Here is a 20,175-nt window from a genome sequence, read left to right on the forward strand (position 1 = left end):
GGAGATTCGGCGCGAGATGGAAACCCCGCGGTCGCGGCTCGCGCCGCTCCTACCCTGGGGTCGCTGTTAAACCGCTACGCCCGTTCCGTTTTGCTCGCTCGGCACCGAAGGTTCAACGTCACTTTTGACAGTGCCCGCCGATTCGTCCGTGCCGCCGCCGCTATAAGTGAGGCGACAGGCGCCTGCCTGTCGTCAACCAAAGGAGCGTTACCTCATGGATTTTGGATATCGTCGTTCCGCGCGTCTCGCCCCGGCGGCGCTTGCCGTCGGCTTGCTGTTTTCGCTGGGCCTCAACGCGCAGCCGGCCGGCGGCGACCCGATCGCGGTGTCGTATGCGCAGCAGTTCAAGGTGCCGCTGGCCGAAGCCAAGCGCCGCACGGCGCAGGTGCCGGAAATCGCCCAATTGGAGCAGCGGCTGCAGCGGGAGATGCCGGATACCTTCGCCGGGCTGTACATCGAGCATCAGCCGACGTACCGGGTGGTGGTGCGGTTCACCAAGACGCCGAAGGCATTGCTGTCGCGCTACACCAAGGACCCGCTGTTCGTGGCGCAACTGGCGCCGCGGCCGCTGGAGTTGCTGCGCGGGGCGCAGGAGGAACTGGCGGCCCAGTTGAGCCAGTCGGGTGTCGCGTTCGAGTCGGGGCTGGACCTGAAGACCTCGCAGGTCAATTTGTTCGTGCTCGACACCGCGATCGCGTCCAAGCGCCTGTCCGGGCTGATGGCGGTGGCCGACTACATCAAGCTGCACAAGGTGCCGGCGCTGATGACGCCCACGGCGATCGTCGGCGGCAGTCGGGTCGACGGGGCGACACTGCGCTGCACGACCGGCTTCAACGTGGTCAACGCGACGCGCGAACTCGGGGTGATTACGGCGGGGCATTGCGAGAATGCGCTGACTTACATCGGCAGCCCGAATGTGACCTTGGCGTTCAAGAGCGAGCAGAACAGCGGTTCGCTGGACCTGCAGTGGAACAAGCAGTCCGGCGGCACGCCGCAGGTGCAGAGCAACGAGATCAAACTGGTCGGCGGACCGCAGGCGACGATGGAGATTACCAGCGTGACGGCCTCGGCCAACTTGCCGCTGGGCGCGACGGCCTGCAAGAACGGCATCACCACCAACTACACCTGCGGCCAGGTCGCCGACAAGAACGCGCAGGCGATGTACAACGGGGCTGTGGGGACCTTCATCCGCGTGCACAACGCCAGCAACCAGGTGATGAACGACGTCGGAGACAGCGGGGGGCCGGTGTTCGGCACCAACACCGCCTACGGCATCGTCCACGGACGCGGCGGCCCGGGCACGCCGACCCATAACGACCTGTACTTCGTGCCGGTGGATCATTTCTCCGCGCTCGGCGTGTCGGTGCTGAAGGAGGCCTTCAGCCTGGACCGCATCCCGAACGTGTCGGGGCCGCACAACGTCGCCTTTCAGGCGCAGGTGTTCTACAAGGGCGTGCCGAAATTCACGGTGCAGCGCAAGACCAGGATCATCAGCTGTCCTTCCGGCTGGACCTGCAACGACTACAACGGAAGCTACACCAGCAATACCGCCTCGCCGTTGACCTTCAACTTCAAGTGCACGACCACCGGTTCGATGCCCACCGCGACCTTCTCCTGGCGCACGACCCTGATCGGCGCGGATGGTGCGACGACCAACGCGATCGACCACACCAGTACTTGCACTGCCACGACCGCGACCAGCGGCGCGGCGACGGCGCGCGGCGACGGCGGTCCGCCGACGATCACGATCGAGCCCTGATCGGAACGTGGGGCAAACGACGGCCGGCTTGTCCGGCCGTCGTTCGTGTATTCGCCGACACCGTGTTCTCCCGGAATGCCCCTGTAGGAGCGACGTCCTACTGGATTTCCTTCGGTCACAAGTCGCGACAACGTAGCACCGACCTCGCGTCGATCCCCATGAAACCGATATTGCAAAGGGTAGGAGCGGCGCAAGCCGCGACCGCGGGGGATCCATCTCGCGCCGAATCCTCCTGCAACCCGGCCAACGCAGGATGCTTGCGAGGTTCGACGCGAGACTGTGGCTACGCGGTCGCGGCTTGCGCCGCTCCTACTCCTGGGGTTGCAGGGGGAGGCGGCAGAGATAAAAAAACGCCCCGGAAACCTCCGGGGCGTTCGACCCATAGTCGCAACCGCGATGGATTACGGGCTGGTGCGCAGGGTCAGCGTGTAGGCCTTGAGGATGGAATTGAGCGGGGTGAAGTAGCTGTTGCCGCCGCCGTTATTGCCCGCGGCGCCGACGCAGTCGCCGCTGCCGCCCGACAGCACGCCCTGGCCTTGGCCTTCGGCGGTGATGAAGGAACCGCCGGAGTCGCCGCCTTCGGCGCAGGCGGTGGTGCGGGTCAGGCCGGTGACGGTGCCGTCCGGATTGCCGTAGTCGTCGGTATAGGACACGGTGACGTTCTTGCTGCGGATGGCGCCGCAGTGCCAGCCGGTGGTGCGGCCGGAACGGCACACGGCGGTGCCGACGGCGGCTTCGGTGCTGCCGCGCACGGCGACATCGCCGTTGCCATAGCCGTAGACGCTGGCCGACAGCACATGGGTGTTGTCGACCCGCACCCAACCGCGGTCGGGGCCGCGCGCATCGTTGTCGGGCATGACGGACGCAGCGAACGTGCCCACGCGTACGCCAGGCTGCCACAGGGAGACTTCGTTGTAGACGATGTCGCCGACGTTGCCGCAATGGCCGGCGGTGGCATAGCCGGCGCTGCTGCCCTTGGTCACCGAGAAGCCGATCGAGCAGGCCGAAATACGGTTGTTGCCGACTTCGCGCAGCACGCCGCGGCCGCCCTGGATGGCGATGCGGCGCTGCGGTGCGTCCTTCAGGGTTTCGAAGCGGACCACGCTCGCATCCAGACCGCTGCGAGCGACGAAGTCGACGCCGGTGTTTTCGGCGCCCGGGGCGACGCCCACGGTGACGGTGTTGCTGGGCAGGTCGACCGACCAGCTGTACACGCCCTTGGGCGCCTTGGCGCTGCGGTTGAGCAGGCCGTCGAGCTGCGCCTTGGCGGCGTTGAGCGCGGCGAGGCTGTGACGGGCGCGACGGGTTTCGACGCCGGCCGCGGCCGGCGCGCTCTTGATCGCGGTGCTAGCGGCGACCACGCCGAACGAACCGTCGGCCTTGCGCTCGAGCCAAGTGCCGGCGAAGTTGCGGCCGAGTTGCTTGGCGAGGATTTTTTCCTGCTGCGCGGCCAGGCGCTCGGCCTTGAGGTATTGGATCAGCTGCGGGCCGGACAGCCGCAGGTCGCGCTGCATGGCGGTTTTCAGCGCGGGGGCGAGATCGTCGGCGGCGACGGCCGCGCCGGACACGAACAGGGTTGCAGCTGCAGCGATAATCGAGAGGTTGAACTTACGCATTCCAGAAACTCCATGGACGAGTGGGGGTGTGCAACGTGGTTCGCGGCCGATGCATCGCATGCGCTTCGTCGAACCGCAGCGATTAGAACGTGCCGCCGTCGGTTTGCCCTACACGCAAAATGAGACGTCCTTTTTGGTTCCGGAAGCGTGTTTCAAAAAAGCGCGAAAACATCTTGGAAATAGCGGTTTGCGCACGCTTTGTTGTGACAGTGGATTTCTTTCGCTTGATGCGTAATCGCTGATTTGATCTTTCGCGATCTTCCGTTCTTCGTCGTCACGGATGTGCGTGTCGATCGATGGCGATGAGGCATGCCGTCGATGCATCGAGCGCAAGTCGTCATCGAATCAATCGCTCCGTTGCAGTGCGCGCCGGTGAAGCGACAGCTGCCGATTACGCCGGGCAAAAAAAAGCGCCCCGGAAACCCGGGGCGCTCGGACCGCACGGCAACCGCGATGGGTTACGGCGTGGTCTTCAAGGTCAAGGCGTAGGTGCTGAGGATCGGATTGATCGGGCTGAAGTAGCTGTTGCCGCCGCCGGTGCGGCCCTGGCGGCCCTTGCAGCTGCCGCTGCCGCCCGACAACACGCCCTGGGCCTGGCCGGCGCCGGTGATGTACGAGCCGCCGGAGTCGCCGCCTTCGGCGCAGGCGGTGGTCTGGGTGAGGCCGGTCACGGTGCCGTCCGGATTGCCGGCGTCGTCGACGTAGGACACGGTCATGTTCTTGCTGCGGATGGCGCCGCAACGCCAGCCGCTGGTGCGGCCGGAACGGCACAGGGCCGCGCCGACGGCGGCTTCGGTGCTGCCGGCCACGTTGACGTCGCCGCTGCCGTAGCCGTAGACGCTGGCCGACAGGGTGTGGGTGTTGTCGACCTGCACCCAGCCGCGGTCGGGGCCGGTCTGGTTGCCGTCGGGCATGCTCGAGGCGGCGAACGAACCCAGGCGCACGCCCGGGGTCCACTGCGAGACTTCGTGGTACACGACTTCGCCGGTGTCGCCGCAATGGCCGGCGGTGGCGAAGCCGAGCGTGGTGCCCTTGGTCACCGGGAAACCGACCGAGCAGGCATAGACGTAGCCGTCGCCCGGATCGCGCAGATAACCGCGGCCGCCCTGGATGGCGATGCGGCGCTGCGGCGCTTCGCTCAGGGTTTCGAAACGCACGGTGCTCGCATCCAGGCCGCTGCGGGCGACGAAGTCGACGCCGGCGTCTTCCGCGCCCGGGGCCACGCCCACGGTCACGCTGTTGCTCGGCAGGTCCACCGCCCAGCTGTACACGCCCTTCGGGGCCTTGCCGTTACGCGCGAGCTGGCTGTCGAGTTGGCCCTTGGCGGCGTTGAGCGCGGCCAGGCTATGACGCGCCTGGCGGGTTTCCACGCCGGCCGCGGCCTTGGCGGCCTTGATCGAGGTGCTGGCGGCGACCACGCCGAACGAGCCGTCGGCCTTGCGCTCGAGCCAGGCGCCGGCGAAGTGGCGGCCGAGCTGCTTTTCCAGAGTCTTTTCTTGTTGAGCGGCGAGGCGTTCGGTTTTCAGGTACTGGGCGAGCTGCGTGCCCGACAATCCCAGGTCGCGCTGCATGGCCGACTTCAACGCGGGGGCGAGGTCGTCGGCGGCGAGGGCCGCACCGGAAATCGTCATGGCTACGGTGGCAGCGAGGACCGACATACTGAACTTGCGCATATCCAAAAGCTCCTAAGACAGAGAAGGGATGCGGACAACGGAGGCGGCGGGGCCGGGGCAGGTCGCTGGGGGTGGCAGGCATGGAGCGCTCAGCCGGGCCGCATGAAATAGAACGGGGCCGCGTCGCGGCACCCCTACCTCGAAATTGAGACGGATTGCCTGGTTTCGGCTCGGTCAAGACCGTTGCCGAATATGAAAATCGTGAACGAGGAGGGCGCCGCGAGGCTTGCGCCGCGCTGGCGTGGGAATCGATCAGGGAGCCAGTAGCTTCCTGTAGGAGCGACGTGAGTCGCGACCCACGCTGCGAGGCATGGTTCGTTTGCTGCGATGCACGCTTCGTCGTAGTTGCATTGGCGTGGTCGCGGCTCGCGCCGCTCCTACAAAAGCCGTCGACCCAAGGGGTAGGAGCGAAGCAAGTCGCGACCGCGCAGGCGAAAGATCCGTCGTAGTTTCGGTTTTCGCGGTCGCGGCTCGCGCCGCTCCTACAAAAGCCGACGACCCAAGGGGTAGGAGCGACGCAAGTCGCGACCGCGCAGGTGAAAGATCCGTCGTAGTTTCGGTTTTCGCGGTCGCGGCTCGCGCCGCTCCTACAAAAGCCGTCGACCCAAGGGGTAGGAGCGACGCAAGTCGCGACCGCGCAGGTGAAAGATCCGTCGTAGTTTCGGTTTTCGCGGTCGCGGCTCGCGCCGCTCCTACCCCTTAAAGCCGTGGCTTCTTGTAGGAGCGACGCAAGTCGCGACCGCGCAGGCGAAAGCTCCGTCGCAGTTTCGGTTTCGCGGTCGCGGCTCACGTCGCCCTGCAGAGCGCGAGCGAAGGGCGTCGGCCCTTCGCTCGCTGAGGCTTAGCGCATCGTGCCGAGCCGTGCGATCGCTGCGCGCAGGTCCGGCAGCGGGCCGATCTGGCCGCCGCTGCCGGTCTGCGGGGTGCCGGTGGTCATCAGCAGGTCGCGCATCTGCCGCGGGGTGAGGGTGATGCCGCGCTGCCTGGCGATGCCCGACAACGCGACCACGGCCGAGGCGACGATCGGCGAGGCGCTGGAGGTGCCGGAGAAGGTCTTGGTGTAGCGCGCGTTCACGCCGCCGTTGTACAGGCCGCCATAGCCGGCAGTGGTGACGCAGCGGCCCCAGGCCTGGACGTTGATGCGGCGGCCGTAGGTCGAGAACGGTTGCTTGGCGCGTTCGGCGACCGTGTCGCTGCACCAGGCGTTCGAACGCGGGCCGCCGGCGCCGACGATGATCGATCCCGAATCCGGGCGGCTGCGCGGGAACGGCGAGCCGAAGCAGGCGGTGTTGTCGAGGTTCATGTTGCCGTTGCCGCCGGCCTGGACCACGTGCACGCCCTTGTTGGTCGCGACGACGATGGCGTCGTACACCGATGGGGTCCATTCCACCGGCACGTAGTTGCTGCAGCCGCTGGGGCCGGCGGCCTGTTGTTCCAGCAACATCACGTCGCCCGCGCGCAGGAAGCCGGCGGCGGTGAGGATGGCGTTGGCCAGGTCGTAGCCGCGTTCGGTGTTCATCGCGTTGGTGTAGTGCGCGCTGGCGCCGCTGACCAGGCCGGTGACGCCGATGCCGTTGGCGTCGGCGATCAGCTCGCCCATCACCGCGGTGCCGTGGTGGTTGTCGTTGAACGGGTCGCGCGGGGTGCCGTTGCGCACCTGGGCGCCGGCTAGGCGCAGCTTGGACAGGTCTTCGTGGTTGGTGTTCCAGCTGTATTCGATGTCGAGCACGCGCACGCCGCTGCCGTTGCCGCCGGGCTGGGTGCGGGCGTAATCGCTGTCGATGCCGTTCTGCGCCGCGGGCAGCTTGTAGTACTGGTTGCCGTCGTAAGCCGGCGAGGCCGGCAACGGCATCGGCAGCGGAGCGGGGTAGGCGATTTCGACGATGCTCATGGCGTTGAGCTCGTCGATCACACGGCGGATGTCCTGGCCCGGCCGGACCTTCAGGCGGAACCATTGGCTGAGGTCGGGTTGTTCGCTGCCGGCCTGCGCTTGCGCGCTCTTCGACAGCGCGGTCAGCGTGGCGTGGTCGGCGCGGAACAGCGGTTCCATGTTCGAGACCGGGCCGGCGCCGCCGGCCAGGCTTTCCAGTGCAGCCAGGCGGCCGTATTTCGCCGAGGTCGGGCGTCCGCCCTGCAGGCGCACCTGGCTGTCGCGCACGAATTTCACTTCGATGTACTCGCGCGAATCGTAGCGACCGAGTTCGGTCTTGCCCGGTTTGGCCATAAGCGATTGCGGTGCGCCGACGTTCGACGGCGGTGCGGCCAGTGGCGCGACCGCGGGCATCGCCGCAATCGCCAGGCACGGCAGCAGCAAGCGGAGCAGGGACGCGGAGTGAATGCGAGCAGGCGAGGGCTTGGAGCGCATGAGAGAGAATCCTGAGTGGGTGGGAGGAGTCGTCATGCGAAGCGACACGCTGTCCGGGCTTCGCGGCCGGTGCGGAGCGGACCGTCGTGCGATCCGGCGGCGAGCATAGTCAGGGGGCTATGTGCCTCGACTTGAGTCGGATCACGCTTTCAATGATGCGACTCGCGGCGGTTTTTGCCGTGCGCAAACCGGGATCGCGCACACGGCTTGAAGGCGTCGCAATGCGGCGTACGACCGTTGTGACGCTTGCGGACGTGTCAGGGTGGCGGGTTGGGTTGGGCCCGAGGCGACGCGCGCGGGCGAAACCTTGTGCAGTGCATCGAGACGGTATCGGATGGAGGCGTTCTGATCTGGGGCGCTGCATCGCGACCTGGGCCGATCGACGGAATGCGAGCGGGGTCCGGTGCGAACAGGACTTCTGGGACGGGGCCGGGCGAGGGCGCTCGCTATAGTGGCGGCACCATTCAACAGGGATCGTGCCGTGTCCAAGTCCAGCCTCCCGCTCGTCGCTTTGTTGGCCATGTCCACCGCGTCCGCCGGCGCCTTGCACGGCATCCAGCCCGACGACATCAATCGCAAGGCCGATGCCTGCACCGATTTCTACGACTACGCCAACGGTGCATGGCGGCAGCAGAACCCGATCCCGGACTACATGGACCGCTGGAGCCGGCGCTGGCAGTCGGGCGAGCTCAACAAGGAGCGGGTGCGCGACATTCTCAACGAATTGTCGGCACGCACGGATTGGCCGAAGGGCAGTGCGGGGCAGTTGGCCGGCGATTTCTACGCCGCCTGCATGGACGAGTCGCGGATCGATGCGCTCGGCAGCAAGCCGGTGCAGCCGTGGCTGGACGAGATCGGCACGATCGGCGACCGCGCCGGTGTGCAGCGCATGATCGGCAAACTGCACGACGCCGGTGTGGGCGTGCCGTTCGTGCTGTTCGCCGGCGAGGACCTGCGCGAGCCGTCGCAGACCATCGCCCATGTCTATGCCGGCGGCCTCGGCTTGCCGGATCGCGATTACTACCTCAAGCCCGAGCCGCGCTTCGTCGAGGCGCGCGCCAAGTACCTGGTCCACGTTGCGAAGATGTTCGAGCTGGCCGGCGCCCCGGCCGAGCAGGCGCAGCGCGACGCGCAGACCGTGTTCGATTTCGAGAAGCGCCTGGCCGAAGCCTCGCTGGACAACGTGCAGCTGCGCGACCCGAAGCTGCAGGACCACCCGACCGCATTCGCCGACCTGTCCAAGCTCGCGCCGAGCTTCGACTGGGGCCGCTACTTCGACGCGGCCGGCGTGCCGCGCAACGCGGTCAACGTGACCCAGCCGAAATTCCTGCAGCAGGTCGACAAGGAACTGGCGACGACGCCCTTGCCGCAGTGGAAGACCTATTTGCAGTGGCATCTGCTCAACACCGCCGCCGATTCGCTGTCGCAGCCCTTCGTCGAGGAGAACTTCGCTTTCAACGGCAAATTCCTGACCGGCGCGACCCAGATGAAACCGCGCTGGAAGCGCTGCGCCGAACTCACCGACACCCAGCTCGGCGAAGCCTTGGGGCAGAAGTACGTGGAGAAGTACTTCCCGCCGCAAGCCAAAGCGCGCATGCAGGACATGGTCAAGAACATCCTCGCGGCGATGGACGACACCATCGGTGAGTTGGCCTGGATGGACGATGCGACCAAGAAGAAAGCGCTGGAAAAACGTTCGACCTTCGTCGCCAAACTCGGTTATCCGGACAAGTTCAAGGACTACCAAGGCGTCGCGGTGAGCCGCGACTCGGCTTGGGACAACGTCGTTGCCGCCTCACGCTGGAACGTGGCCGATAACCGCAGCCAGATCGGCAAGCCGACCGACCGCAGCCGTTGGGGCATGACCCCGCCGACCTCCAACGCCTACTACAACCCGCTGCAGAACGAGATCGTGTTCCCGGCCGGCATTCTGCAGTCGCCCGCGTTCGACGTGAACGCCACCGACGCGGTCAACTACGGCGCCATCGGCGTGGTGATCGGCCACGAGATCAGCCACGGCTTGGACGACCAGGGCGCGCAGTTCGACGCCAAGGGCCGCTTGTCCAACTGGTGGACGCCGGCCGACGGCAAGCAGTTCGCCGCCAAGGGCCAGTGCGTGGTCGACCAGTTCGAGGGTTATTTCATCGAGCCCGGACAGCACCACAACGGCAAGCTGGTGCTGGGCGAATCGATCGGCGACCTGGCCGGCGCCAAGATCGCTTACCGCGCTTATCTGAAGTCGCGCGAAGGCAAGGGCCCGGAACCGACCCTGGACGGCTTTTCGCCGGAGAAACAGTTCTTCATCGCCTGGGGCCAGTTCCGCGGCGACGAAACCCGCTTGGAAACCCAGCGCACCATGATCCAGGGCGACCCGCACCCGGTCGCCAAATACCGCGTCAACGGCCCGCTGTCGAACCTGCCGGCGTTCCAGCAGGTGTTCGAGTGCAAGGCGGGCGATGCGATGGTGCGGGCGGAGGAGAAGCGGTGCGAGGTGTGGTGAAGGCGGCGGGGGCTGCGCATTTGATGTTGCGCAGCCCTGGAGCGGTGTGAGCCGCGACCACGGGACGCGTAGAAGCAACAACGCCCATGCCATTCATCGAAGAGGTGCCCTGCCGCGAGGGTAGGAGCGGCGCGAGCCGCGACCGCGCCGTAACGACCTCGCGGCGCCGCGAGGGTAGGAGCGGCGCGAGCCGCGACCGCGCCGTCGCGGTCTCGCGGCGCATCTTTGAAGCAAGATCAAGATCAAACGCCAACAGCTTCCGCCACTAAAGCGGCGGGTTACTTTCTTTTGTCATAAGCAACAAAAGAAAGGTAACCAAAGAAAAATGCTTCTTTTTGAATCACAAGCCCGCACGAGCGGTGCATACGCAGGGATTTTTCATACGGGACATCCCTGTCCCGATGAAAAACGGCGCGCATCCCTGCGCGCCGCCCTCCGGGTCTTCTTTAGCCTTCGCTAGTGCGAGGCGGCGCACAGCCACAGCCAAGTGCTACGACAGCATCACGTGTAGGAGCGACGTGAGTCGCGACCACGAATCGGCAACTGCCGGCGCAGGTGATCGTGGTTGCGTGGTCGCGGCTTGCGCCGCTCCTACCCTTAAAGCGAAATTTGCTGCTGCCGTGAAAAGCCCGGCGCAGTTCCGAATTTTCGATGCAGCAACAGCAACAGCAACGAACTCGCCGGTGCCAAGGGGTAGGAGCGACGCAAGTCGCGACCGCGGCGTCTCAATCTCGCGGCGATGCCGCCCGCGATGACATTTCTCGATAAGCCCCGGATTGCGGCCTTCACGGCAACGCGGGTACACAGCTATCGTTCGTCATCCCCGCGCAGGCGGGGATCCATAGGCTTCAGCCTCATGTTGCTCCGCGCCCGCGTTTACTCCTGCATCGGTTGCGTCGCGTCATACGCAAGCAGATCGCCGGGTTGGCAGTCGAGTACGCTGCAGATCGCTTCCAGGGTGGAGAAGCGGATCGCCTTGGCCTTGCCGGTCTTGAGGATCGACAGGTTGGCCAGGGTGATGTCGACGCGCTCGGACAGTTCGGTCAGGGTCATGCGGCGCTCGTGCAGTTTTTCGTCGAGACGGATCACGATGGCCATGGCTTACACCGTGCCTTCGAGGTCGGAACGCATGCGCGCGCCTTGTTCGAACACGCGGGCCAGCACGAACAGCAACAGCACGGCCAGCCACGGTGCGAACGAGAAGCCGACGTCGATGTCCATCTTCAGCGTGGGCGCCGCTTTCGAGGCACCGTAGACGATGGCGCCGATCAGCAGGCGCAGGCCTTCGCCGGCCAGTACCCACCAGGCGATGGCCTGCAGGCGGCGGCTGTTGTCGGCGATGAAGGGATCGCCGTCGCGCACGCTGTCGACGATCGCCAGCAGCGCGCGCAACACGCGATGGGTGAGATAGGCGGCGAGGATGCCGATCAGCACGACCGCGCGCAGGGCGTTGTGCAAATGTTCGTAGGCCACGCCGAGGGCCTCGAACAACAGCTTCGGGTTGACCAGGGTGGCGACCAGCAGCGCGGTAATGGCGAAGGCGTAGAGGGCGTTGAGGACGATCAGGCCGCGGATCAGCGGGCGGGCCAGGGTGAGGGCGTTCGGAGGGCGGGTCATGGGACGGCTGCCTCTGTCATATCGGTAAGCGATATATATAATATCGAAAAACGATATGCAAGTGCTCCCGGGCAGGCCAGCCGGACCTCTCACCGGTCAGGGCGGTCCGGCATGGGCGGTTGGCCCGGCCGAGGCCAGGCCCAATGCGCAGCGCCTGTGCAGTCTCGCTCGGGTCTTGCCTCTGCGGCGCCGCCTCTCCGGCTTCAGCCGCTCAATCGTCGTCGGCGTCTTCGCCCTTGGCCAACACCTTACGCTGCATCGCGTCGAGGTAGGCGTCGGCTTCGGCGACGCTGCTGAAGATTTCGTTCATCGGCACCGCCTTGACCAGGTCGAACACTTTCTGGATCTGCGGCTGCGGGTTGACCACCACCACCTTGCCGCCGCGTGCCGACAAGGCCTTGCGTGCGCGGAAGATCGAGCGGATGCCGGCGGAGCTGATGTATTCCAGGTCGGCGAGATCGAGTACGAGCGAGGGCAGGTTGGCGGCGAGCACCGGCCCCAGTTGGCGGTCGAGTTCGGCATGGCTGGAGGTGTCCAGGCGGCCGGCGAGGTAGACGCGCTGGCTGTGGGCGGTGGCTGGGTCGATCCGGATCGTCAGGTCCATGCGGGGCTCCAGGTTCGAAATGTCGGCATCAGTCGCCGGCAGTGGGTCGTAGCAGCACGATGTGCAGCACGTTGTAGCGGCCCTCGCGCGCATAAGTCGCATGGTTGGCGAGGGTACGGACCAGATGGAGGCCCAGGCCGCCCAGCGGGCGATCGTCGATGTCGGCATCCAGGTCGGGTCCGGCTTGCGACAGCGGGTCGAACGGTGCGCCGTCGTCGCGGAATTTCAGGACGATGCGGTCGCGTTCGACCGCGAGTTCGACGGCGACCTCGTGCTCGGCGCCGGGTTCGGTGCCGTGGTCGATCGCATTGCATATCACTTCCTCGGTGACCAGCCGTACCTCGCCGATCGATGCGCTGTCGACACCGAGCTTGATCAGCGCCTCGTCGATCGCTGCGAACAGTCCCGGCAGCAGGGCGCGATCCTGGGGCGCGCGGAACAGCTGCGACAGGGGCTCGTCCGGTTGCTCGCCGCCGTCGTTGCCGGTCCAGTGCAGCGACAACACGGTGATGTCGTCCGATTGCGCCGCATCCGCGGCGAAGCGGTGCACGTCGGCGACCAGGGCGCTGCATAGCGTGCTCGCATCGCTGCTGCCGCGCAGCGAGGCCAAAAGACGCTCGCCGCCGAACGGCTGTTGCTCGGCGTCGAAGGCTTCGGTGATGCCGTCGGTGTAGGCCACCAAGGCCTCGCCATTGCGCAGGCGGCCGCGCCAGATCGGATAATGTTCGTCGGCCGCTATTCCCAATGGCGGACCCGAAGGCAAGTCGACGAACTCCGCGCTGCCGTCGGCGCGCAACAACACCGGCGGTTCGTGGCCGGCGCTGGCCAGCGCCAACTCGCCGCTGCGCGCGTCGATCAGACCGCACATGACGGTGGCGAACATGCAGGTGTCGTTGCCTTCGAGCAGGCGTTGCGCGGCTTCCTGCAGGGCGATCCCGGGCGAGCCTCCGCGGCCGGCGGCAATCTCCAGCACGGTCATGGTGCGGGCCATGAACAAGGCCGCCGGCACGCCCTTGTCGGAGACGTCGCCGATCGCGAACCACAGCGTGTGGGTGTCGCGCTCGAAGAAGCTGTAGAAGTCGCCGCCGACCGCCTTGGCCGGTTCCAGCCGCGCATTCGCCTGCAGGCGCCACTCGTCGGCGCCGAGCACGCGCGCGCCGGGCAGCATCGCCAGTTGGATCTCGCGGGCGATGTCCAGCTCGCTTTCGATCTTCTGCCGCGCCGTGCTCATGTCCTGGATCTCGACGATCTGGCGCTTGATCGAGCCGCGTGCGTTGTCGAAGGCGCGCGCCATCACCCCGACTTCGTCGCGGCGCTCGGTCTGGTGCAAGGGATAGTCGAATTCGCCGGCGGCGAAATGGCTGGCCGAACCGGTCAGGTCGCTCAGCGGCGTGGTGATGCGCGCCGCCATCCGCCGCACCAGCAGGGTGATCAGCAATAAAGCGATCGACACGATCGCCGCCAGTTGCACGATGGTGCGCTTGAGCGCGGCCAGCAGCGGCTTGTGCGACATCGACACTTGCAGGCCCCAGCCGGTGTCGCCGATGGGTTCGAGCACCGAGAAGCGGGTTTCGCGAGTCAGCGGCAGTACGTGGGTGAATTCGAACCGGCGCCCTTGCACCCGCGCTGCCGCCATCTGCGACAGATCGGTGCGCCCGGAGGCAGCCATGTAGCGTTCGAGCGTGGTCCTCAGGGCGACGTTCGGGTCGGCATGCAGAGTGACAGTGCCTTCGGGTGCGAACAGTGCCGGCCGTTGGCCATGGATGTGGTGCAAGGGTTCGACCAACTCGGCCCAACGCGCTATCGGCACGTCCAGGCTGACCATGCCCAGGCGCTTGCCATCGTGCCCGCGCAGCGGCATGTTCAAGGTGCTCATCCATTGGCCGCCGGCGGTGTTGTTGAAATAGGGCTCGGACCACCAGGGCTTGTCGGCCGACAGCGTGCGCCGGTACCAGGGCTTTGCGTACGCGTCGTAGCCGGTGGCGAGGAGGTCGCGATCGGCCACGCCGCGGCGGTCGACGCCTACGTAGTACGCCATCGGCAAGCCGTCTCGCAGCACCCCGGATTCGAGCGCGATCAGGCCGCCGACGGCGCTGGCATCGGCGTCCAGCAGGGCTTCCATCGCCTTGATCGTCGCCTCGCGGTCCAGCGCCAGGCTGTTGAACAGACCGATCATGGCCGCGCCGGTGATGCGCACCGATTCCATCGAAGCGAGCAGGCGGTCGGCGGTCTGGGCGGCTTCGTAGCGGGTCCGCTCCTGGGCGCCGACGATGATCTGCTGGCGCGCGATCAGGAAGGCGACGACGAAGCCGATCAGCAGCAGCACCCCGACCAGCACGCCGAACCACAGCATCAGCTTGGTGCGCAGGCTGTCGCGCCACGACACCGGTGGATGAGCGTCGCGCGCGATCACGCGCGGAGGGGGCGGAGCGGCAATCGACTCGGTCCGGTCCATCGGCGACTCCCAGAGGACAGGGCGAGCATAGCCCCAGCCGCGGTCGAAAAAGGGGGCGGTGCGCACTGTCCCCGGCGGCCCGCAACGGCGGGCCGGGGCTGGGCGAACGGCCGACAGCGACAGGTTTCGGCCGATCCAGTTGCCTGGATCGGCTTCGTCCGCATCTGCCTGGTCTACATCCGCGACGCCGTCAGCCGCACGTCGGCGTTGCGCCAGGCCTGGGCGAACTCGCGCTGGGTGTCGGTGGCCTCGGCGTTCTTGTTCTGCGCGCGCAGGCTTTCGGCCAGGCCGTACAGGGACCAGCCGTTGCCGGGGTTGCGCAACAGCTCTTCGCGATAGACGCGCTCGGCCTCGGCCGGGCGCCGGGCGTCGAGCAGCACGGCGCCGAGCGTCTGCCGCACCGGTGCGTGCCAGCCCGGCGGTTCGTCGTAGGGGATGCGGTCCTCGATCGCGATCGCCTCGCGCAAGGCGGCCACCGCGACGTCGGGCTTGCCGCGCGCGGCGGCGATCTCGGCGGTGACGACGCGTTCGGCGATGCGCGCGGCGTGCGAGAGCGGGTAGCGGTTCCACACGGTCAGCTTCTCCATCGCCGGATCGGCGGCGAGCGGGCGCAACGCTTCGAGGTTCCGCTGCGCATCGGCCAGGCGGCGCTGCCGCACGGCCGCCATGGCCTGGGTGTAGTGCCAGATCGCGGTGACGTAGGGCAGGTCCGGCGCCGGGTTCGGCGCCTTGGCGATCTCGTCCCAGCGGCCGAAGCGCACGCGTTCGAACCAGGGCGTCATCCAGTAGTGCTGTAGCACCGCGAAGCCGTCCTTGCGCATCAGGTCCTGCAGATTGGTGCGCTCGGCCGTGGTTTTCGCCGCCGCATGCGCGACCGCGCTGCTGCCTTCCATGCTGGCGGCGAACCACAGGAAGTGGTGGTTGTGCGGCACGTAGCCCAGCGGATACACGCCCTGGGTGTTGCCGCGGCACAGCTCCAGATAGGCGTCGTCGGCTTCGATCGCGCGTTGGTTGGCGATCACCGCGTCGTGCCAGCGGCCGACCCGCGAATAGATGTGCGCGGGCATGTGCACCAGATGGCCGGAACCGGGGATCAGTTCGCGCAGGCGGTCGGCCGCGGCCGCGCCGCGCTCGGGCGCGGACGAGGCCTCGACGGCATGCACGTACAGGTGCAGGGCGCCGGCGTGATCGGGGTTGCGCGCCATCACCGATTCCAGGGTCGACACGACTTCGGCGGTGCCGCCCTTGGGCCGCTGCTTTTCGTCGTAGTAGTCCCAGGGTTGCAGGTCCATCAGCGCTTCGGCGTGGAAGGTCGCGGCGTCCAGATCGTCCGGACGCTGTTGCACGAGCTTGCGCGTGGCCTCGGCATAGGCCAGGTCGAGCGGTTTGCGATCGGCCGGCGGGTTTTGCGCATAGCGCGCCGCCAGTGCCTGGATGAAGGCGCGTTCGCGTTCGCTGGCCTTCGGCGCCAGCGCCTGCGCGCGTTGCAGCCGGGTCCAGGCGTCGCCGTTCTCCTTCGGGTCCATCGCTGCGTTGACGTGCGGGCCGAGCACCAAGGCCGCGCCCCACCAGCACATGGCGCAATCGGGGTCGAGTTCGGTGGCCTTGAGGAAGGAGCGCTCGGCGGCGTCGTGGTTGAAGCCGTAGGTCAGCATCAGGCCCTGGTCGAACCAGCGCTGCACTTCGGGGTTGCGGCTGGTGACCGGGAAGCGGTAGTCGCCCAGGCCTTCGAGCAGATGCGCGCCGACCATGGCCAATTGCGGCGGCGACACCGCCGGCTCCGAGGCCGGCGGGTTGTCGGCGGTCGGTCCGGTGTTGCGGCAGGAGGAGACCGTCAGTAAAGCGAGCGCCAGCAAGGCGACGGCGCAGGACAGGACGAGGGGACGGAAAGCGGGCAGGTACATGGGGCCTCCCGGAATGCGCGCGGGCAGCGCGGCAGCCGTGGTGGACTTCGGCCAGGGCAGGCACGGCGGCCAGCGTCGCGGCCCCTGGGTGGGGACGGCAGCGGCCCGTCGTGCGCTTGCCAACCCCGGGCGCGGCGACAGGCCGGTCGAACCAGGGGATTAAAGCAGGGGGCGTATTAAGACTGGGTCAGGGATGAAGCCAGGGAGGCGGGCAGGCGACGGACGGCGACCGCGGCCGTCATGCCGCCGTGCCCTGCGCCAGTTCCGCCAAGTGTTGTTGCAGCAACAGGCGGACCTTCGGCGTCGGCACCCGCGGCAGCTGCGCCAGCGGCAGGTCGCGGCCGATCCTGCGCGCCAGGATCAGGCCCAGCAGATAGCCGCCGCGAGCGGGTTCCGGACCCTTGTGGCCGGCGCTGAAGTAGCGGTTGGAGTCGTCCGGCGCGACCGAGTCCAGCACCTTCAACATCCCGGCGGCGAGATCGCGCACGGTGGCGGCGTCGACCTGGGCGAGCTTGCGGTCGTCGAGCAGCACCTGCAGCAAGCTCGCATCCGGGTTGAGGCGTTCGCTGACATAGGTCGCGATGCCTTCGCTCCACAGCGAACCGTACACCGGCGGGTCGTCGTCGACGATCAAGTCGGGCAACACCTGTGCGTGATAAAGGTGGAAGGATTCGTGGTCGAGGAACACCGACAGGTTCGCATCGGCGCCGTGGTAACGGACGATGCCGTCGATGCCGATGAACAAGGGCAGTTTGCCTTGCCATGGCCGCAGATGGCCGTCGAAGCCGAACAGCGAGGGCATCAGATAGATCGGCGCTCGCTCGCGGCGGAAGTCCGGGAACTCGACCTGGAAGTGTTGGACGTGGCGTTGATAGTGGCGGCCGAAGTCGGCCCCGAGCTTGCGCACCTGGCCGGCCATCGCGTCGAAATCCGGCAGCCACTTGCCCAGTCGTTCGGGCGTCGGCTTCAGGCCGGCGCCGGCGTAGACCTCGGCGTGTTCGCTGAAGAAGGTCGCGGCGAGCGCTTGTGTACGGTCGTCTGCGTCTCGCGTGTCGTCGTAGGCCTGCCAGAACTTCGGCATCAGGTCGATCGGGCCGGGCGCTTTCGCGGCGCTGGTTCCGCCAGCAGCGGCGAGCAAGGGCGATAGAGCGGCCAGGCGGAGCAAGTCGCGACGATGCATCTGGGGTCCTTCGGAACGTGGCGCGATGGAACGAGCGGTGTGGCTTCGTCGCGTCGACGGGCGGGCGATCGAAACGGCCGAGTCTAAGAGAAGGCCGCGGCCTCGGGAATGGCGCGATTTGCCCGCATTACGAGCGTTGGCTCGTGGTTACGGGCGGGTTCGCAGGCTTACAAATAAAAACGCAGCAGATCGTTCATTCCTCGTCGGATGCTGAGGCCTTCATGCCGAGTTCCTTCGGCAGTTGGCCGGCCTGGCTGCTCGCATCCCAGGGCTTTACATTCCGCTTACTCGATTTTCACGGTCGCCTGCGGACGGCGCGGGTCGAATGCCTGCGTCCTGTCCATATCAGGAATATGAGCATGAACATGAGCATGAGCATGAGCATGAAGCGAACCTCCCTCCTCGTCGTATCGGCACTGTGGTTGTCCGTCTCCGGCGCGGCCTTCGCCGGCATCGTGACCGTGAGCGGGCATGGCCAGAGCTACGACCCCGGCATCGCTCTGGAAGATGCCCGCGCCGATGCCGTGGCCAAGTGCACGGCGCAGGCGGGTACGCCGCTGGAAGAGATCTACAGCCACGTCACCCGCGCCAACCTGTGGCTAGCGGACTCGATCTGGCGCTGCGAGGTGCCGTGATCGATCGGCAGGAAGGGCAGGTTCACTCGCCGTAGCCATCCACCGGAAAGCCTGTGTGGCCCATCGGTGACGTGAACCCGACCGTCGTCGACCCGAGCCTTCAGCCGGCCGCCTCGGTGCAGGCAGCGGCCTGCGAGGAGGCGTGAAACTCGATCAGCAGTCCGAGGTCGTCCTGGCTGGGCGCCAGGAAGGCATCGCCCAATGCGCCGCGATAGCGCGCGAGTTCGGTTTCGTAGCCGCGCTCGACGCGCCGTTTCGCTAAGTCGAGATCGGCCACGGCGATGCTGAGGCCAAGCACCTGGCGGCCGCCATTGCGCAGTGCGTCGGCCGCTGCTCCGGGGCCGTCGGGCTGGAGAGCGAAGATGCGCTTGTGACCTATCGGCACGCAGTAGCCCCGTGCCGCGATGTGGGGAAGACGGACCGGTATCGCGGTCGGGAAACCCATCCGCTCGAACTGCTTGCGATCCGCGTCAGCGTCGGAGGAGAGCAACCATAGCCCGGTCAACGCCTGGGCGCCGTTGGGATGCTGCGGGGCGATGCGCTCGTCGGAGACGCGCCCCGGGGTGGCGTCCAGTGCGGCGTAATCGATGAAGAACAGATGGCTGGACAGCGGCTGCGGTTCGAATGCGAACAAGCGCCAACGAGGCGGGCTGGACGGGCCGTCGCCATCGGGATCGGTGCGCGAGGCGGTGAAGATCGGCGTCGGCACGAACGCCTGTTGCTGCAGGAACTTGTGCGCCTGGTCGAGGATCGACGAGCGCAGGCCGAAGGTGCGCGAGCCCGCGCCACCGCGCAGCGAGGCCTGGTCGGCCTGCATGCCGGGGTCCAACTCGGCATTGGCCCGTTGCAGGCCGAACACTTCCAGATAGCTGCGATCGGCCATCCGCACATAGCGATTGGCTACGCCTCCGGCACTGCGCCCCGGCCTGACCTGGAACCCCAGTTTGACCGCCATGACCGCGCTGATCTGGTCGATGTCGCGGCCCCACAACAGGGCGTGGTCGATCTCGGTGGTGTCCGCAATCGATTCGGCTGCGCTCGCCACCGATGGAACCATGCCCAGGACCAGGGCCGACCACAGGACGAACGTGCGTGTTGCGCGCTTGCTTCGCTTCAACCTCATTCCCAACCTCCATGCCTACAGTGCGATGGCAGGCAGGATGCGAGCACGACCGGCATCGAGGCGAGCACGGGCGGCCGTTGCAGAGCATGGGCGGATGAATGTTTGCTGCGCACGATCGCGGCGTCCGGGCGCGGAGTAGGGCGCGTGGGTCGGAGATGCTCGTCGGAGCGAGTTTTTTCGCAAGCCGTCGTTGCGTGCCTGTCCTGAGCGTGTCGCTTCTTGCGTCAATCATCCGTGTGGACGCAATGCAGCCTGCCGATGTCCGCGGCAAACCCCATTGCGTCCCCAGGATTACCCGATCAACGGCTTAGACCGTGACCGACACCGTCTGATTCCAAACCGCGCCGACCGGTGCGCTGGCGTTGTTGTAGGTGAACGGCGTGGTGCCGACGGTGACGGCGAACTTCGCCGGGCCGCCCCAGTTGATGCCGACCATGGTCAGGTCGTATTTGCCGGGCGGCAGGATCGAGTTCAGGTTGACGGCGTAGCTCACCGGGTCGTTGAAGCCGGAGGTGATGTGGAGGATCTCGGAGGTGCCGGCTCCGGTCGATGCGACGATGTAGAGTTCGTTGTCGCAGGCGCTTACTTTGATCGCGGTTGCCATGTGGATATTCCCTTTCCAGTGTGAGTGATGTTGCGGAGTGAATGAAACGCTGTTTGCTTGTCTGCGGCGGTTGGTCGTCAGGTATTGCGTTCCCCCTGTGCGATTCGGAGGGAGGTGCTATGCATCGTCACCTCCGCGCG

Annotated in this window: 14 protein-coding genes; 3 read left to right on the plus strand and 11 right to left on the minus strand. The window is 66.8% G+C overall.

All coding sequences use genetic code 11. The annotated features are described in order from the left end of the window. The first annotated feature begins 214 nt into the window (after positions 1–214). The gene (locus GLA29479_RS00125; protein ID WP_144436256.1) at positions 215–1,759 is read left to right on the plus strand and encodes a S1 family peptidase; all 1,545 of its coding nucleotides are present in this window, start codon (positions 215–217) and stop codon (positions 1,757–1,759) included. Positions 1,760–2,160: 401 nt separating this feature from the next. Here the strand turns inward: GLA29479_RS00125 and GLA29479_RS00130 are convergent, their stop codons facing one another. From GLA29479_RS00130 to GLA29479_RS00140, 3 genes are all read right to left on the minus strand, one after another. Next, complete coding sequence (locus GLA29479_RS00130; RefSeq protein WP_057970403.1) at positions 2,161–3,375, minus strand: S1 family peptidase; 1,215 nt, start codon at positions 3,373–3,375, stop codon at positions 2,161–2,163. Positions 3,376–3,833: 458 nt separating this feature from the next. Next, the gene (locus GLA29479_RS00135; RefSeq protein WP_057970404.1) at positions 3,834–5,048 is read right to left on the minus strand and encodes a S1 family peptidase; all 1,215 of its coding nucleotides are present in this window, start codon (positions 5,046–5,048) and stop codon (positions 3,834–3,836) included. An 841-nt stretch (positions 5,049–5,889) separates the two neighbouring features. Further along, positions 5,890–7,413 carry a S8 family serine peptidase gene (locus tag GLA29479_RS00140; RefSeq protein ID WP_169795586.1) on the minus strand — a complete coding sequence of 508 codons (1,524 nt, stop codon included), beginning with the start codon at positions 7,411–7,413 and terminating at the stop codon, positions 5,890–5,892. Between the two features lie 481 nt (positions 7,414–7,894). Between GLA29479_RS00140 and GLA29479_RS00145 the strand changes: the two genes are divergently transcribed. Then, the gene (locus tag GLA29479_RS00145) at positions 7,895–9,913 is read left to right on the plus strand and encodes a M13 family metallopeptidase (protein WP_057970406.1); all 2,019 of its coding nucleotides are present in this window, start codon (positions 7,895–7,897) and stop codon (positions 9,911–9,913) included. 876 nt (positions 9,914–10,789) lie between these two features. Here the strand turns inward: GLA29479_RS00145 and GLA29479_RS24140 are convergent. From GLA29479_RS24140 to GLA29479_RS00175, 6 genes are all read right to left on the minus strand, one after another. Further along, positions 10,790–11,011, minus strand: a complete 222-nt coding sequence (locus GLA29479_RS24140; protein ID WP_057918374.1) for a helix-turn-helix domain-containing protein — start codon at positions 11,009–11,011, stop codon at positions 10,790–10,792. A gap of 3 nt (positions 11,012–11,014) precedes the next feature. Then, on the minus strand, positions 11,015–11,530 hold the full coding sequence (locus tag GLA29479_RS00155; RefSeq protein ID WP_057918373.1) for a DUF2975 domain-containing protein: 516 nt from the start codon (positions 11,528–11,530) through the stop codon (positions 11,015–11,017). Positions 11,531–11,741: 211 nt separating this feature from the next. Next, positions 11,742–12,134: an STAS domain-containing protein gene (locus GLA29479_RS00160; RefSeq protein ID WP_057918372.1), complete on the minus strand. Its 393-nt coding sequence runs from the start codon at positions 12,132–12,134 to the stop codon at positions 11,742–11,744. A 28-nt stretch (positions 12,135–12,162) separates the two neighbouring features. Continuing rightward, positions 12,163–14,589, minus strand: coding sequence for a SpoIIE family protein phosphatase (locus GLA29479_RS00165; RefSeq protein ID WP_057918371.1), 2,427 nt, complete (start codon positions 14,587–14,589; stop codon positions 12,163–12,165). 173 nt (positions 14,590–14,762) lie between these two features. Beyond that, positions 14,763–16,493, minus strand: a complete 1,731-nt coding sequence (locus GLA29479_RS00170; protein ID WP_144436257.1) for a hypothetical protein — start codon at positions 16,491–16,493, stop codon at positions 14,763–14,765. A gap of 238 nt (positions 16,494–16,731) precedes the next feature. After that, positions 16,732–17,673, minus strand: a complete 942-nt coding sequence (locus GLA29479_RS00175; RefSeq protein ID WP_057970408.1) for a hypothetical protein — start codon at positions 17,671–17,673, stop codon at positions 16,732–16,734. A 359-nt stretch (positions 17,674–18,032) separates the two neighbouring features. On the opposite strand from GLA29479_RS00175, the gene GLA29479_RS00180 reads away from it, so the two are divergent. Beyond that, on the plus strand, positions 18,033–18,308 hold the full coding sequence (locus GLA29479_RS00180) for a hypothetical protein (protein ID WP_144436258.1): 276 nt from the start codon (positions 18,033–18,035) through the stop codon (positions 18,306–18,308). A gap of 100 nt (positions 18,309–18,408) precedes the next feature. Here the strand turns inward: GLA29479_RS00180 and GLA29479_RS00185 are convergent, their stop codons facing one another. Both GLA29479_RS00185 and GLA29479_RS00190 read right to left on the minus strand, forming a co-directional pair. After that, on the minus strand, positions 18,409–19,431 hold the full coding sequence (locus GLA29479_RS00185; RefSeq protein WP_057970410.1) for a VOC family protein: 1,023 nt from the start codon (positions 19,429–19,431) through the stop codon (positions 18,409–18,411). A gap of 307 nt (positions 19,432–19,738) precedes the next feature. Then, complete coding sequence (locus GLA29479_RS00190) at positions 19,739–20,035, minus strand: hypothetical protein (protein ID WP_057970411.1); 297 nt, start codon at positions 20,033–20,035, stop codon at positions 19,739–19,741. Between the last annotated feature and the right edge of the window lie 140 nt (positions 20,036–20,175).

The organism is Lysobacter antibioticus, assembly GCF_001442535.1.
Taxonomy (GTDB): domain Bacteria; phylum Pseudomonadota; class Gammaproteobacteria; order Xanthomonadales; family Xanthomonadaceae; genus Lysobacter; species Lysobacter antibioticus.